Origin of the sequence: Dyadobacter sp. 3J3 (genome assembly GCF_009801115.1) — a bacterium.
In the GTDB taxonomy this organism is placed as follows: domain Bacteria; phylum Bacteroidota; class Bacteroidia; order Cytophagales; family Spirosomataceae; genus Dyadobacter.
The window spans coordinates 98,335-114,556 of sequence record NZ_VTOL01000007.1 but is presented as its reverse complement, the minus strand read 5'-3'; the positions used below and the strand labels follow the sequence as shown (position 1 = coordinate 114,556).

Annotated in this window: 13 protein-coding genes; 8 read left to right on the top strand and 5 right to left on the bottom strand. The window is 37.8% G+C overall.

Annotation, left to right across the window (positions count from 1 at the left end; genetic code table 11):
* The first annotated feature begins 4 nt into the window (after nt 1-4).
* Together FZF08_RS16300 and FZF08_RS16295 are read left to right on the top strand one after the other, a co-directional pair.
* Nucleotides 5-436 (top strand): hypothetical protein, encoded by a 432-nt coding sequence (locus FZF08_RS16300; protein ID WP_159470633.1) that lies wholly within the window; start codon nt 5-7, stop codon nt 434-436.
* On the top strand, nt 436-861 hold the full coding sequence (locus FZF08_RS16295; RefSeq protein WP_159470631.1) for a hypothetical protein: 426 nt from the start codon (nt 436-438) through the stop codon (nt 859-861). Before FZF08_RS16300 ends, FZF08_RS16295 begins: the two co-directional genes overlap by 1 nt.
* Here the strand turns inward: FZF08_RS16295 and FZF08_RS16290 are convergent, their stop codons facing one another.
* Nucleotides 862-1,632: an alpha/beta fold hydrolase gene (locus FZF08_RS16290; protein ID WP_159470629.1), complete on the bottom strand. Its 771-nt coding sequence runs from the start codon at nt 1,630-1,632 to the stop codon at nt 862-864.
* A gap of 744 nt (nt 1,633-2,376) precedes the next feature.
* On the opposite strand from FZF08_RS16290, the gene FZF08_RS16285 reads away from it, so the two are divergent.
* A complete protein-coding gene (locus FZF08_RS16285; protein ID WP_159470627.1) occupies nt 2,377-5,766 on the top strand; it encodes a carboxypeptidase regulatory-like domain-containing protein in 3,390 nt (1,129 codons plus the stop codon).
* 92 nt (nt 5,767-5,858) lie between these two features.
* Here the strand turns inward: FZF08_RS16285 and FZF08_RS16280 are convergent, their stop codons facing one another.
* Both FZF08_RS16280 and FZF08_RS16275 read right to left on the bottom strand, forming a co-directional pair.
* On the bottom strand, nt 5,859-6,758 hold the full coding sequence (locus tag FZF08_RS16280; protein ID WP_159470625.1) for a glycerophosphodiester phosphodiesterase family protein: 900 nt from the start codon (nt 6,756-6,758) through the stop codon (nt 5,859-5,861).
* Nucleotides 6,759-6,783: 25 nt separating this feature from the next.
* Nucleotides 6,784-7,695: a patatin-like phospholipase family protein gene (locus tag FZF08_RS16275; RefSeq protein WP_159470623.1), complete on the bottom strand. Its 912-nt coding sequence runs from the start codon at nt 7,693-7,695 to the stop codon at nt 6,784-6,786.
* Nucleotides 7,696-8,011: 316 nt separating this feature from the next.
* Here FZF08_RS16275 and FZF08_RS16270 point away from each other — a divergent pair, with 316 nt between their 5' ends.
* The 5 genes from FZF08_RS16270 to FZF08_RS16250 all read left to right on the top strand — a co-directional run bounded on the left by FZF08_RS16270 (nt 8,012) and on the right by FZF08_RS16250 (nt 13,409).
* Nucleotides 8,012-8,986: a polyprenyl synthetase family protein gene (locus FZF08_RS16270; protein ID WP_159470621.1), complete on the top strand. Its 975-nt coding sequence runs from the start codon at nt 8,012-8,014 to the stop codon at nt 8,984-8,986.
* A 167-nt stretch (nt 8,987-9,153) separates the two neighbouring features.
* Nucleotides 9,154-10,515: a leucine-rich repeat domain-containing protein gene (locus tag FZF08_RS16265; protein ID WP_159470619.1), complete on the top strand. Its 1,362-nt coding sequence runs from the start codon at nt 9,154-9,156 to the stop codon at nt 10,513-10,515.
* 23 nt (nt 10,516-10,538) lie between these two features.
* Nucleotides 10,539-11,990, top strand: a complete 1,452-nt coding sequence (locus FZF08_RS16260; RefSeq protein WP_159470617.1) for a leucine-rich repeat domain-containing protein — start codon at nt 10,539-10,541, stop codon at nt 11,988-11,990.
* A gap of 86 nt (nt 11,991-12,076) precedes the next feature.
* Nucleotides 12,077-13,027: a hypothetical protein gene (locus FZF08_RS16255; RefSeq protein ID WP_159470615.1), complete on the top strand. Its 951-nt coding sequence runs from the start codon at nt 12,077-12,079 to the stop codon at nt 13,025-13,027.
* Between the two features lie 136 nt (nt 13,028-13,163).
* Entirely contained in the window at nt 13,164-13,409 is a 246-nt protein-coding gene (locus tag FZF08_RS16250) for a hypothetical protein (RefSeq protein WP_159470613.1), read from the top strand.
* Between the two features lie 77 nt (nt 13,410-13,486).
* Here FZF08_RS16250 and FZF08_RS16245 read toward each other — a convergent pair whose 3' ends face one another.
* Together FZF08_RS16245 and FZF08_RS16240 are read right to left on the bottom strand one after the other, a co-directional pair.
* A complete protein-coding gene (locus tag FZF08_RS16245) occupies nt 13,487-15,661 on the bottom strand; it encodes a DUF5916 domain-containing protein (protein ID WP_159470611.1) in 2,175 nt (724 codons plus the stop codon).
* A 56-nt stretch (nt 15,662-15,717) separates the two neighbouring features.
* Entirely contained in the window at nt 15,718-16,023 is a 306-nt protein-coding gene (locus tag FZF08_RS16240) for a DUF3817 domain-containing protein (protein WP_159470609.1), read from the bottom strand.
* Between the last annotated feature and the right edge of the window lie 199 nt (nt 16,024-16,222).

The window sequence follows — 16,222 nt, the reverse complement described above, 5'->3', positions numbered from 1 at the left end:
TGTTATGAAAAGACTTTTTTACATCCCGCTTTTAATCCTTTTTCTTTTTAATTGTAAGAAGGATAAAATCGATACTCAACCAGACGAAATTATGAAACCGCTGGTGGGAAGATGGAATCTTAAGGAAACAGAACAAATTGTTAATGGAGAAAAAGTTTGGGTACCATTTGCAGGAAGTGAAGCGGTCTACACCAATTTCCGGTTCGATGGTATTGAACTTGACGAAAACGGAAAGGCAAGTTGTTGCGCACCGAAAATATATAATATCAACAATACAATATTTGAAGTAACGCCAAGAGTGGCAGTTGCTTATGATTACGACTGCACTTTGGTAGATTGTATGCCCTGTCCTTCTTATGATATTGAAGTTAACGGAAATCAGATGATGATCTCTCGTTGTTCCTTAGCAAGGTCTAAATATAGAAAAGCGGAATAATGAAAAGACTTTTCTACATCCCGCTGTTATTGATTTTGCTACTTAATTGTAAGAAGGATAAAATTGATACTCAACCAGACGAAATTATGAAACCGTTGGTTGGAAAATGGCATCTTACTGAAACAGAGGAAACTGTAAACGGTAAGAAAATGTGGGTTCCTGTTACTTTAACAACAGTTTACGTGACTTTTCGGTTTGATGGTATTTTACTTGACGAAAAGGAAATGGTAGGTTGCTGCGCAACGAAAATCTATAATATTAACAATACAAAATTTGAGGTTATACCAAGGGCTGCTGTCCCTTATTATGACTGTTCTACGGTATACTGTGCTGCCTGTCCTTCTTATGATATTGAATTCAACGGGAATGAAATGATCATTTCCCGTTGTAATTCAGCAAGATCTAAATATATCAGGGTTGAATAATCAGGATTTCAAAAAAGCCAGTAATTGTTCTACAAATACTTTTGGTTGTTCCGCCTGTACCCAGTGACCGGCATTGGCAATAGTTTCCAGTTTTGCATTTGGGAATATTTTCAGGATATCGTCCCAATCTTCATCCAGGATATAATTTGATTTTTCGCCACGGATAAACAGGGTAGCGGTTTCAACCGGTTTTTCAGCGGTTATTGGTGCGCCCACTTTTGCCATATCGGTTGTCAGTACCGGCAAATTGAAACGCCAGTCAAAACCACCATCTTCTTTTCTGTACAGGTTTTTCAAAAGGAATTGTCGCACAGCTAAAATTGGCTCGTACTCGCTGAAAAAGTCATCGGCCTGCTGACGGTTTTCTATATCTTCAACTGGCAAAGCGTTTAGTCCCTGCAAAATTTTGGTATGGTGCATTGGATATTGTTTTGTTCCAATATCAACAACGACAAGTTTTTCAAAAGTACCGGGATAATGCACCGCATATTCCATCACCGTTTTACCTCCCATGGAATGTCCAAGCAAAGTCGGCGAAGTCAGATTCTGCTGTTCCAGGAATTCCTTAAGATCTTCCGCAAGTGTCGGAAAATCAAGAGATCCTTCATGTGACGATCGACCATGATGTCTCTGATCTACAAGATAAACCACAAAACCCTGTTCGGAAATAGTCTTACCGATCGTAAGCCAGTTGTCCAGAAAACCGAAAACGCCGTGAAGTATAATAAGGGCAGGACCAGTTTCGCCTATTTTTTTGAAATTAAGTTGCATTGAATAATAATATAAAGCTTTGGGAAAATTGAAAAAGAAAAGTTTTAAAACCTGTTTTGTCTATTTTCTTCCGCTATTTATTTTGTAAATATTTGATTTATTAAAATTATTTGGACCATTGCGATAACAATTTCTATTGTCAAAAAATAAATTTGATTTAAAATTAACAAATTCTTAACATTGAAATGTGTTAATTTTAGTTTTTAATTTACATATCTATCTGATAATTAGTTTGATAGGTATTGTGATGTAGTTATTTTGGAGTTTTTTGAATTTTAATTCTTACTACCCACAGTTGTACTCCTGTCTATTGAATTATCTGAAATAAAGCACAGTGATTCTATACTATTTTAAATTTTTTAATTAAATAAAAAACATGTTTTAATAACTTTCTTATGGTGTTAACCTGTGCTTTGTTGAAATAATTTCAAACTATCCCTAAAAAACTGAGCAAACGCAATCCGGGACCTGAGAAAACAATCTCGAATGATAGTAATATTTTATAATAAAATTAGCGCTCTGCGGAACATTTAACATTAATAAAACATTGTAATACAAATATTGAATTATTGATTTTAAAATCTGCATTATTCCAACAAGTCAAGTAGTTGCAAAGTGTAGTATAGTATTTTAGTAGGAAACGCGTGATTGTTTAAGAGCAAAAAAAACTTTTATTTTACAGAAAATTATCATTCATAAATTGAATGAACCTACTAACTCAATTACTCAAATCCCCAAAAATTTATGAACTGGAAAAGTCTACTTTTCAGATCAGCGTGTAGCGCGCTGTTCGTTTTTGCATTATCATTCCTGAGCGGACAAGTGCATGCCCAGGTTACGTCCTCTACCATTACCGGTAGGGTAACAGACAGTAAAGGATCCGAACTTCCTGGTGCTACTGTGGTGGCGGTACACATGCCTTCGGGAAGCCGTTACGGTACTATTACAAATGAAAAAGGTTTTTACACACTTCCGGGTGTTCGTGTAGGAGGTCCTTACACGGTGACAGTTACTTTTGTTGGTTTTAAAGATCAGGTAACGGAAAACGTTTCTGCTGACCTGGGATCAAGTGCTGATGTTAGTTTCAAACTGGCTGACGAAGGTACTTCATTACAGGAAGTTGTAATTACAACAGGCCGCAGCGATATTTTCAGCTCTGACCGTAACGGTGCTTCTACTTCTTTTGACCGTAACGCAATCAACTCAACGCCAACAATCGGCCGTTCGATCAATGATATTACGAAATACAATCCTTACGGTAACGGACAATCATTTGCCGGTCAGGATGCTCGTTTTAACAACATTACGATTGACGGATCAGTTTTCAACAATGGTTTCGGTTTAGGTTCATCTGCACAGGCGGGTGGTCGTACAGGTACAAGTGCTGTTTCTTTGGACGCGCTTGATCAGGTTCAGGTAAATGTTGCTCCTTTTGACGTTCGTCAGTCTGGTTTTACGGGTGCTGGTATCAATGCAGTTACGCGTTCAGGTACAAATGAATTATCTGGTTCTGCTTACCACCTTTTCCGTGGAAGCGATATGGTTGCTAAAAAAGGTAACGGTGGTTTGGATATCACTCCAAAACCAAATCTTAGCGAAAAAACCTGGGGTTTCCGTTTAGGTGGTCCGTTGATCAAAAACAAATTGTTCTTCTTTATCAATGCTGAAAGATTTACAAGTAGCACGCCGGCATTAACATGGTCATTGAACCGTGGTGTTGCAGGTACTAACATTTCTCGTGTGCTTGCTTCGGACATGGAAGATTTGAGTTCATTTATGAAACAAAACTTCAACTACGATATGGGCGCACTTGACGGATTTAACAACAAAATTAAAAGTACAAAAGGACTTATCCGTCTTGATTACAACATTAATGACAAGCACAAGTTATCGGTACGTTACTCTCAGCATGATTCAGAATCAGATCAGGTAATCAGTAATAGTAACAGTAGCAATACTGCGGGAAATGGTAACCGCCAAAATGTAAGTGGTGGTACTGCGCTTTCTTCGCAAAATACGGGTTATCTGATTGCTGATAATACACGTTCTGTTGCCGCTGAATTAACTTCTAACTTTGGGGGTAAATTTGCCAATGACCTGATTGTAACGTACAACAAGCAAATTGAAGACAGGACATATAAAAGTGCTTTATTCCCAACTATTGATATCCTGAAAGATGGAAGTACTTACACTACGATTGGATTTGATCCTTTTACGCCTAATAACAAACTGAATTATTCGACATTCAATATCACCAACAATTTTAGTTATTATGCCGGAAAGCATACTTTCACAGCAGGTGTAGTATTTGAACATTTTACGTCGAACAACGTTTTCTTCCCGTCATCTAACGGAGTTTATGTATACAACTCAATTGCTGATTTCAAAACGGCGGCTTTGGCTTCTCTTGCCAATCCTACTTCTAATGTTTCACCGGTTAGCGTTGCACGTTACAACTTGCGTTATTCCCGCATACCAGGTGGAGGTGAGCCTCTTCAAACGCTGAATAGAAATCTTTACAGTGCTTATGTTCAGGATGAATTCCAGGCTACTCCTAATCTGAAAATTACTGCCGGTATCCGTGGTGATGTTTTTGCTTATGATAATTCAACAGCAAAAGATTTCAATAACACGGTTGTTGCCGGTATGACATTTAAAGACGAAAATGGTTCGGATTACAAAGTAACAACAGGAACTTTCCCTAAAACACGTTTGCTGATTTCTCCACGTATCGGTTTTAACTGGGATGTGAAAGGGGATAAAACGACTCAGCTTCGTGGAGGAACAGGTATTTTTGTATCTCGTATTCCGGAAGTTTTGATCTCAAACCAGTTGGGTAATAATGGTGTTAATACAGGTGTAATCAACGTAACGAATACAACAGCTTACGCTTTTACAACGGATCCAACCCGTTACCTGCCAGCAGTTGATCCAGATATTACGAAACTTCCTCCTTATGCTGTTAATGCATCGGATCAAAATCTAAAATATCCACAAATCTGGAAATCAAATATCGCGATTGACCAAAGATTACCTTTGGGATTGATTGGAACGGTTGAATTTATTTACAACAAAACAATCAACGGCCTTCGTTATATTGACGCCAACTTAAAAGCTCCGGATCGTACTTTTGTTGGTGACGATGGACGTCCTCGCTTCCCTGCATCAGGCGTAGCAAGTTCTGGAACAGGTGCTGCTAATACAGTAGCGGTTGCTCGTTTCATTAATCCTGCTGTTTCTAACGTATTTGTTTTGAAAAATACTAAAAAAGGAAATTCTTACATCGCCACGTTTAAGTTGGAAAAACCAACTGCGAAAGGTTTTGGTGGATTTGTTTCTTACACTTATGGACAAGCAAAGGACATCGCATTTGTAGGAAGTACTGTTCAAGGAAACGTTCCCACTACAACGGGTCAAAACTACTTGCCTTTAACTTATTCGGATAACGATTTGCGTCACCGTATTGTGGGTGTGATCAACTACAAAATCAATTATGGTGGTACTTTCGGAGGATCGACAATGTTTACATTGGCTGCGGTTTCTACAAGCGGTGCTAAAATTTCCTATACGCTTAACCAGGATTTGAATGGTGATGGTCAGAATTCAAATGATTTGATCTTTGTACCAAAATCTGCATCAGAATTGAATTTTGCTTCACTTAGCGTTAGAAATGGTGTTGCTCCAAATGTTGTTACTACGGTTTACTCTCCTGAGCAGCAACAAGCAGCTTTTGATGCATATGTAAATGGTAACGATTATCTGAAAAGCCGTCGTGGCAAATATGCAGAACGTAACGGTGGTGCTTTCCCATGGTTATCACGTTTTGACTTCACAGTGGTTCAGGAGTTCTATATTGCAGTTGGTAAAAAACAAAAAAGAAATGTTATCCAGCTTCGTGGTGATATTCTGAATGTAGGAAACCTTATTCATGATAAATGGGGACTTGGAAACCAAGCTACAACGTTTAACCCTCTTGTACTTTCAAGTGTTGGTGCAGATGGAAAGCCAGTTTACCAAATTGCTCAACAAGTTATCGGTGGACAAAATGTATTGCTTAAAGATTCGTTTACTCCGAACTTAACTGTCAACAGCGTTTGGCAGGCTCAGATCGGTCTTCGTTATATCTTTAACTAAGATGGTCTGATTGGCTCTGACAAATCATAAAAAGAAAACGGCTCAGTCAAATTTTTGACTGAGCCGTTTTCTTTTTATTTCGACCTAAACTGTTATTTCTGAAACAAAGAATGCACGAATATCGGCTGATCGGTACAGATAATATCCGCACCACTTTCCCAGATTTTGTTATACATCGGTGCGGAAATTTCGGTATTCAGCGTATCAATATTTCCATTGGTACCCAATGAAGTGATAATTTTCATTGAATGAATTTTTAAATAAAATGATTCAGCCTGAAGTTCTTTTGGCGTAAGCGCTACAAGGTTTTCCAAAGGCAACCCTGATTTTTCGACATTTGTGATATGCTCCAAACTATTAAACCCAACGGCAATCATCAGCGTTGGCTCCATGGCATAAACCGCTTTGGCTTCTTCAAGCGAATAACAAATCACCACTGATTTTTGCAAAGCATTGTTTTCTTTCAACATGCGGATGGTTTTTGCCAGATCCGTTTCAGGTTTTTTGTCAACAATTAAGATCAGATTTTTGTCTTTGCTCCAATCCAGGACTTCTTTAAAAGACGGAATTTTGTTTTTGGTCAATAATCCTTTGTCATCCTTCAAACGAAGCTGTTTTACATCTTTCCATTGCTGCTGATTAAGGAATCCTGTTCCATTAGTACGCTTTTCCAATTCATTATCGTGAGACAAAACAAGCTGACTATCGGCTGTCATCCGGATATCAAATTCCAACATTACACAGGGAACATTCTGATACGTATTTTCAAAAGTAGCCATACAGTTTCCGGGATAACCATCTTCCGTGCCTCCCTGGTGCGCCATAATCAGCGGTACAAACCGGTTGGAAGGTTTCAGGTGTGCATTTAAACTTCCTGTTTTGCTGAAATTGCAGTTGTCTGTAACCGATGCGAATTGACGTGAGGGAACACAAGATGTTAAAAGTAACAGCAAGAGGATGGGGTAGGGATCTTTCAAACGTTTTGCTAACATTAGCTGAGTCTTTAACAGATTTCTTTTATTGTTTTACTTCTTCAACTTTGTTAAGGGTTTCAATACCAATTCGATAACCCTCAATGATCAGTCGTGAAATATCGTCGGACGTAAAATGCTGCATATCCAGTACCAATGGAGAAACCGGGCGTATCACAGTTAGTTTCATAGGAACTCCGCGCAAAATAGACCGGTCAACATAGGATTCAGCCCAAATAATATTACTATTGGCATATTCGTTCACAGTGATGTCCCGCACTCTTTCTACCAGCATGATCAGATTACGCGCATTCATTCCTTCCGGCTGATACAAATGCGGGGAATGGCAGGCAATGACTACGATTTCCGTTGCTCCGTCGGCAATGGCCTGCCGGATTGGTGCCACTTCCCTCAAACCGCCATCCAGGTACATTTCTTTTCCTATCGCGATTGCTGGCATTAGCATAGGAATGGAAGAGCTGGCGCGTACATAATCCAGGTAATGTGGTTCTTGCGGTGTCACATATTTAATCTCACCGCTCTGCACATTCACCGCCCCAACTTTTATTCTGACCGGACTGTTTTTTAAGAATTTATCCTTAACATTTTTCCGGATCAACAAATGCAGGGGTGCTGGATCAACCAAACCATCAAACCGGCTCATGAGCGTATTCATACCTAACATAACGCGCGAACGGAGCGTTGAAATATCCTGAGGCTGGGTAATATTCTTGACCCAGAATTCAAGTAGTTTTCTGCCTGCCAGCGGCCAGTTGAGTTTTCCATCTTCTTCCTCATGCTGACGGCCTGTTTCATTGGCAAGAAAAGTCGTGTTGAGTGCACCGACAGAAATTCCATAAACCATGTCCGGTTCAAAACCATTTTCAAGTACAGATTGAATCGCGCCAACCTGAAAAGCTCCTTTCATTGATCCACCTCCAAGCACGAGTGCTTTCATAAATATTTGCTTTCGGCTGTCGGCCTTCGGCTTTCAGCTATTTTGGTGATTTGTTTAGTTTTTTACTTTTATTTCGGACTTATATTGCCGTGTTGACATAACGGTTTTTCTGCGTCGTTCTACTCTATTCATTGATTTTCGATTTTCATATTTCCAATTTTAAACATTTTCATTCTAAAATAGGTATAAAGAGAAGATTTTATTCCAAATTTGAAGATTAAAGTACAGCAACAGATAAAGTGCCGATTTTTGAACTAAACTGCTCTGTATAGCCTTTCAACATTTGGAGGTACGTTTAAGACCTTCTGTAATTAATATGACCCTTTCAATAAAGGATATTCAAGCTCCTATTGCGGATGAAATGAAGGCTTTCGAGCATAAGTTTCGCCAGTTTATGAAAAGTGATGTAATGCTGCTCGACCAGATCATGAATTACATCGTACGCCGTAAAGGGAAACAGCTCAGGCCTATGTTTGTATTTCTGTCGGCAGGCGTTTGCGGCCCGATTTCCGAATCAACATACCGGGGCGCTTCATTCATCGAACTTTTACATACTGCAACACTGGTTCACGACGACGTTGTGGACGATTCAAATTATCGTCGCGGTTTTTTCTCCGTCAATGCCTTATGGAAAAATAAAATTGCCGTTTTGGTTGGTGACTATTTACTTTCCCGCGGATTACTCCTTTCTGTTGAGCATAATGAATTCGAATTATTGAAAATCGTTTCGACAGCGATGCGTGAAATCAGTGAAGGAGAATTACTTCAGATCGAAAAAGCACGCCGACTTGATATTAACGAAACGGTGTATTACGAAATTATAAGACAGAAAACAGCTTCGTTAATTGCATCCTGTTGCGCGGTTGGAGCTTGCTCTGTCGGAGCAGGTTCGGAAGTGATAAAACGGATGCACGCTTTTGGCGAAAAAGTTGGAATTGCCTTTCAGATCAAAGATGATCTTTTTGATTACGGTGAAGATGAAATCGGGAAGCCGCTAGGTATTGATATCAAAGAGAAAAAAATGACGCTTCCGCTGATTTATGCGCTCAACAAATCACCGTGGCTGGAAAAACGTAAGATGATCAATATCATTCGCAATGAAAGTCATAAACCTGATAAAGTGCTCGAAGTTATTTCTTTTGTAAAAGAGTCCGGTGGATTGAAATATGCGGAAGAAGTAATGCAGCGTTACGTGGCAGAGGCTCAGACTTTATTAAATGAATTTCCTGATTCTGCGCATCGTACCGCCTTGGAAAATCTGGTACAGTATACCATTGAAAGAAGTAAATAATCTGTATGTACTGATTTATCCGTCAAATAAATAATTAAAACCCTGTAATCAAATGGCAATAAGCTTGGTTGCAGGATTTTTTTATGTCAAAATATTTTCGACTAATTAATTAGTTATATTAAATTGTTTTTAGTTATAATTGTATATTCAATTTAATTATAGCTGCTATGAAAATCATATTATCATTTACTATCATGTTCATGGCTCATTTGGCCGTGGCGCAGGTACATATCTGGACACAGGAAGAATCCCAAACGGCTAAATTCCATGTTGATTTGCTACCGCTAACCTATGAAGAACGAAGTTCTGATGATGCGATAGATATTGTAGAAAAATCATTATCTGTAATTGCAAAAGATGTCAATCCGGGAATTTCTATTATTACGCAAATCTTGGTCAATCAGCAGGGGAATGTGGATTATATAATCTTTAATACAGACGCCAAAGGTTATAATATTGATTCACTAAATCAGGTTTTAAAAAAATCTTTTTTGCAAAATGTTTCTAAATGGAAGTCGGCAGAAAAACTGCAAAAACCATTTCGGACAATTATGTTAATGAAGTTTGGAAAGCAAATTGTCGAGCGGGAAGTAAGGCAAACGGACAGTTCTGTGGTGAATATAGAAGAAGCAATAGCATATAAAGATTCGTTAAAGATCAAGAAGATATTTTTTAACCAGCTGGAATTAAAAAAACTGCCAGATGTGATTTACCGTTTTCCAAATACAGAAGAATTATATCTGAGCGGAAATGAGTTGAAGGAAATAAAAATTGATTTAAATAGATTGCCACGTTTAAAACAACTGCATCTGGATGGCAATTATCTGACCAATGATAATCTGGTTTTGACAAAAAATAAGTCGCTGGAATTACTGAATCTGAGGCAAAATAAATTTACAAATATTCCTGCGGCTGCCAGAGCTAGTAAAAATTTAGCATCACTTGGACTAGGTGGTAATAAGCTTACAAATTTATCAAACCGAAGTTTCCGAAAATTAAAAACAGTTAAGGATTTGAATTTTTATAAATCCGAATTAGTGATTTTGCCAAAAGGAATAAAGAAAATGAAGAATCTGGAAGTGTTGGATCTGTATTACAATCAATTGGAAATTTTGCCTGCATCTTTAACCAAATTAAAACATCTGACACAATTGGCTGTGAGTAATAATCAGCTAAAAGAGCTGCCGAAGGACATGAACAAGCTGGTAAATGTCCATACCCTTTATGCGCATCATAACAAATTAAGCAAACTTCCGGGAAGTGTTGCCAAAATGAAAAAAATGAATATTCTGGATTTGGGTTACAACTGGTTTTACAATTGCCCGGTTGAAATTATGGCGCTGGACAGTTTGCACGAACTTGATCTTTCCGGAAATAATCTCCCGGAATTTCCATCTGTATTGGTAAAGTTAAAGAAGCTTGATAAGGTATATCTTCGTGGAAATCCATTTTCGGATAAGGATGTGGAAAAAAAATATGCAAGTCAGTTGAAGACTTTGAAGGGGAATAATGTGGAGGTTTTTTATTGATCACATGAATACTATGCAAGGATATGACTTTGAAATCTGTATTTATGAAGAGCATGGTGATTTTACTATTCGTATCATTTTTTCATGATTCCTTCTCGCAACCCATTGTTCTTCCATTAGAAAAATCTCTGGATTTAACGATTTCAAAAACAGGAGATGAACGGCAATATGTTCCTATTTCTGAAAATGTAAAAATTTTTGAACAGGTTCGTTTACGCTATGGGAAGAAAATAGAGTTGTCTGGTCCACAAACGGATTATTTAAGGAAAATGCTTATCCAATCGGTTAAGAATGTACTTGATCTTAAATTCTCCCCAGACTTTATGGTAAATTCCAAAGTTTGTTTTAATGAAAAAGGGGAAATTTCGTATGTCTTTTTTGATATTAAACCATTCTTCTTCAAAAACACAGATCAGGTGTTACAGGAGAAATTACCGGCAGAATTAGACCGTAAAAAGTTAAAGCTGGAACATGTCAGCAGTTGTATAATTCCGGTTTCCTTTTATATCAGGGTTGAAACGAAAAATCCCGGTCGAAATATTTCATTAAGAGACAGTTCCGTCACTTCGCTTGAAGATTTAATGAATGTAAAAGATTCTCTTAAAATTAAACGTATAAACCTGAGTGGACTTGACTTGAAATTTATTCCTAATCAGATCTATCGTTTTCGAAATCTTGAAGAACTGGATTTACAGGGGAACGAGATATCCGTTTTTGAGCTGCAAATGCACAGATTACCAAAACTTTTCAAAATTGATCTTTCCTCGAATCAACTGGATCAGAAAAATATCAGTATTGATAAAAACAAATCGCTGAGAATTTTAAATCTGCAAAAAAATGCCATTAGTGATATACCATTGTCTGTTCGACATTGTAAAAGGCTTGAAAGTCTATGGTTAGGAGGAAATATCCTGGCACTTAAAACTAAAAGTTTTCGTGGGCTCAGGCATCTTGAAGATTTGAATTTGTACAACAATTCATTAGCAGTACTTCCGGAAGGGCTGAAAAAACTTCGGCATCTGAAAGTTATAGATCTTTACTACAATGAATTCAAAGAAATGCCTTTGGTTTTAACAAAACTAAAAAGACTGGAAACACTGGCAATTGCGCACAATCGGTTGAAGTTCATAGATCCAAAATTTGTCAAATTAAATAAATTAACAACATTTTACGCACATCATAACGAATTGACTTCTTTACCAATGGATATGGAAGAAATGAAAAATTTGAGGAAACTGGATCTCGGTTATAATAATTTAGAAATATTACCTGCCTTCATTTACGAATTACCCGATTTGGAGGAATTAGATATTTCTTTTAATCAACTTGCAGCTTTTCCTGACAGAATAGTGGATAATAAAAAGCTTAAAAGTGTGTTTTTTAACGGCAATGCATTCTTAAAACAAAATCCTGAAAGTTCATACATTATGTGGATGAACAAAATGAAATTAAATAAAACTATGGTCTATTACTGACCATAGGCCATTTATTTATTCTATAATTTCTCGTAACGTTTACTGTTATTTTTCGTCTCAAAATGTAAAATCCAGATTTATACATTTTGAGACGAAAAAATGATATTCTTTTAAAAAGTGCTTTCGAGGAAGCGTTTTCTGATTTGCTCCTTTTCTTTTTTAAGGATGCAAGCTCTCTTTTCGATATTGAAAGGGGATTCGAATTTATGGACAAAGAGCTTCTCGAACTTTTTCCTGATTTGGAAAAGCAAGGCGGAAGTCGTTTTGTTGATATGCTGGTGAAAATATTTGGAACAGATGGTTCAGAAGAATGGATGCTGATCCATATTGAAATACAGGCTCGGAATGATCAGCAATTTTCAAAACGTATGTTCCAGTATTTCTATCGTATTTATGATCGCTATGATGTACCGGTTACAGCACTAGCCGTATTTACAGGTGCCGGGAAAAGTTTGCCAGTCAATGTATTTAATTATAAATTTCTGGGAACTGAAATTCAGTATAAATACAACAAGTATCACATCATGGATCATTCGGAAGAGCAACTACTCGCTATGGATAATCCGTTTGCATTGATTGTTTTAGCCGCTCAGAAAGTGTTGCTTTCAGACAAGATACCCGAATGGGAATTAGCTCAGCACCGGCTCACCATAGCACGTGCCTTAATCCAAAGCAAGAAATATAGTAACGAAAAGATAAAGCGGTTTCTCTATTTTTTGAAGACATTTATCCACATTGAAAATCCTGAATTTAACAGTAACTTTGATATAGAAATAAGTCAGTTAACCGGAAATGTAAGCACCATGGGAATTATAGAAACTATAAAAATGCTGACGATGGAAGAGGGGATTGAGATAGGGATTGAAAAAGGCTATGAACAAGGAATTGAAAAAGGTCTTGAAAAAGGCGAAGAGAAAAAGAGCTTTGAGGTAGTTACAAAAATGTTACAATCGGGTAAATTTTCTATTTCGGAAATTGTCAATTTTGCGGATGTTTCGGAAGATTTTGTAAGAAAAGTAAAGGATGATATAAAATAGAAAATCAACAAATCTTAGAATTAAAAGTCTGAAAAGATAGTTTTGACTGCTTTATCAGACTTTTGTTTTGCACGGATATTCATTTAACATTAACTATGATATAGAAATAAGTCAGTTAACCGGAAATAAAACATCCATGGGAATTATAGAAACTATAAAAATGCTGACAAGGGAAGAAGGCTTTGAAAAAGGGATTGAAGAAGGCTTTGAACAGGGGATTGAAAAAGGGATTGAGCAGGGCTTTGAACTAGGTGAGGAAAGGAAGGGCTATAAGGTAGTAACCAAAATGTTGGAATCAGGTAAATTTTCAGTTTCTGAAATTGCAAGCTTTGCTGATGTCTCAGAAGATTTTGTAAGAAAAGTGCAGGAGGGTGTAAAATAATATATAAGTATTTTAAAAAGATAAAAAGTCTGAAAAGTAGTTTTAGCTACGTTTCAGACTTTTTTATAACTGATTAACTACAAATTCCACCAGTAAGTAAACTTCAAAACAATTGCCCGGTTTTTTACCATGAAGTTTTCCGGTAAATAATTGTCTGTATAAACAATGTATAAATCCGAAGCAGGTTTGTATCGCCATTGTAAACGCGCATTCAGGTTGATATTATCCGCCTGATTGTTGTACTGCATGAAAGTTGTAAAAAATAAATTGTTTCGGAAAGTAACATCTACACGCGGCCCAACCAGCCAAAGTTGTGTTCTGTTCCAAGGAGCTGGCAAATGGATGTCATTGTAATTTCCTGCCATCGTGATCGCTACATAAGGCTGAATTCTGTATCCAAGCTCGGTACGTAAATTGGTACGATGCCCGTTGTTATAATAGCCTCCGAAAATACCTGCAAAAGTGTAAGTGAAATGACTCTGAGGGCCTGATACGATTTCAAAACCTGCTGATGTCCATTTGTGTTCCGTGCCTGTTGCAAGTTGTACTTTCCCCAAATTCGTTGGATCATAAGGCCTTAGCAATCGTGTATAATTATTTGTTACGTAAGCCGACATGGTAGCTCTTGTAATAAAATTGACATTATAGGAAAACGTAAGTTCCTTATCACTAAGCGACATTTGTTTATCCCAGTAAATATTTGTTACAACTTTTGGCCCATGACTGATGATTTTTGGATTTTTGATAAAAAACAAATATCCCATCGTCGGGCTGATTTTGTAATAACCGTTACGGATTGCATTGGGTACGTAACCAACTTCTGCATTGTAATTTTTTCCAACATATTCATGCTGCCACTGCCAGAAGAAATTTGCTTTGCTGAATTTTAAATCTGCTGCATGAACAAAATCGTCACCTGATTTTCCGGGAGTAAAGGACTTTAAAAACATCACTTTCCCTGTCCACAAATTATTTACGCTGGCGAGATTATACTCAGCGCCAATATTTCTGTTATATCGGTTTGTACTTGCATTTCGCTCATGAGAATAGTTGACTGCATCGCGGTTAATATAAATAAAACGGACATTGGATCGGGCAAAAACCTGTCTTTGCAGCGCAACTACCGCATAATTATTCCTCGGAATTGTGTCCTGTGCACCGGTTTGAACATCCAAAACACCAACCCGCCATTTCTTATTTATTTTCCCGCTCATCCTGGCTCCAAACTGGATTGGAACGCCTAAACCGATCCGCCGAGAGAAAAAAGGGCGAATGGTAGCGTACCCGAAGTTTGCAAACAAATCAGCATTTTCCAGGAAAAACTGCCTTCGTTCAGGGAAAAATAATTCGAAACGATTTAAGTTGGTTTGCTGCACGTCCACATCGACCTGCGAAAAATCCGGATTGACAGTTAAATCCAGATTCAGGGAAGGTGTAAGGCCAATTTTGACATCACCACCTATACTGGTTTTGTATTTATTAGGTTTATCGTTTTGAAAATCCCTTGTCAAACGCGTCGCCGAAAAAGGAATAATTGAAATGTTAGGTCCGGGATTTGGTGGCGGCTGATCCCAGACAAGGACGCCAGTGTAAGCAAGGGACGCCGAGGGAAATTGCTTAGGCACGGGAGCCCAGGCCGATTTTTCCGAAATGGTCAGATCCTGACGGCTGAAATTTATACCCCAACGGGAAATTCCGGATTTGTAACGGATGCTTTTAAAAGGAATAGCAGCTTCCCAGACCCACTTGTCATCATCATTTTTGACATGACTTACCCAACGATTATCCCAGCTCAGGTCAACAGTTCCGCCGTCTCCCATTTGTCCGTCCCACGGAGCACCTGCGGCATTGGCACCAAACGAAAAACCGTTAGTACGGTCATCGAAAGTGTCCATGAAAAGCAGGAAATTGTCATTTTTACCAAAAGCGAAATCCCTTTTTAGGGATTCAACAATGATGGAACCTTTAACAGTTTTGTGATTGATAACCAGAATGTACATATGATCATTATCATAGGTCATTTTTACCTCGGTTCTCGCCCTGGAAAAACTGGTATCCATGGGCGTAATCATAAAAAAATCGGTTGCAGTTTCAGCTGATTCCCAGCCCTGATCGTCTGCAACGCCGTCTACTCTAATTGGAGCAGAGGCCGGATGGATGTGATATTGATACTTTTCATTGGGTTTTTGGGCCAGACAATTACCGGCGAGGGCAAAGCATAGCCATAGTTTAATTAAGGTTTTAGGATGCACTTTTTTCGTTACGGGTAGGAATATGGAATAATAAAAGAATTTACGTGGAACAATAATTAATTCGGATGTCTGAACATTTTACGGTCGGCATAGAAAGTTCCAAAAGGAATAACAGAAGCTACGAAGGCCAGAAGAAATTTTTTCCATCCCCAGTTATATTCGAAGACAATCTGGATAAGCAAAATTACATACAGGATAAAAAGCACACCATGTGCCATTCCAACCATTCGAACAGGTTGCGGATAACCGGCAAGATATTTTAAAGGCATGGCAACACCCATCAAAATCAACAGAGAAGTGCCTTCCAGGAATGCTACAAAACGTAATCTGCCCAAGGCAGTTTTTAGTAAATTGGCTAACATGTGATTAAACGTGGAGTGAGTAATGATAATTTTTAATTGTAAAGATAGTAGTTAGAGGCTTCTTTGCCTGCCTTCGAAGTATAAAAGGTTATGCTAATTTTAGTAACTTGACGTTTTGTCTAGAAAAGGCCCGCCAATCAGCATTTATTTAAAATTTTATTCTTAAAATTTTGAATCAAACGTTAAACTTGTGAAAGTT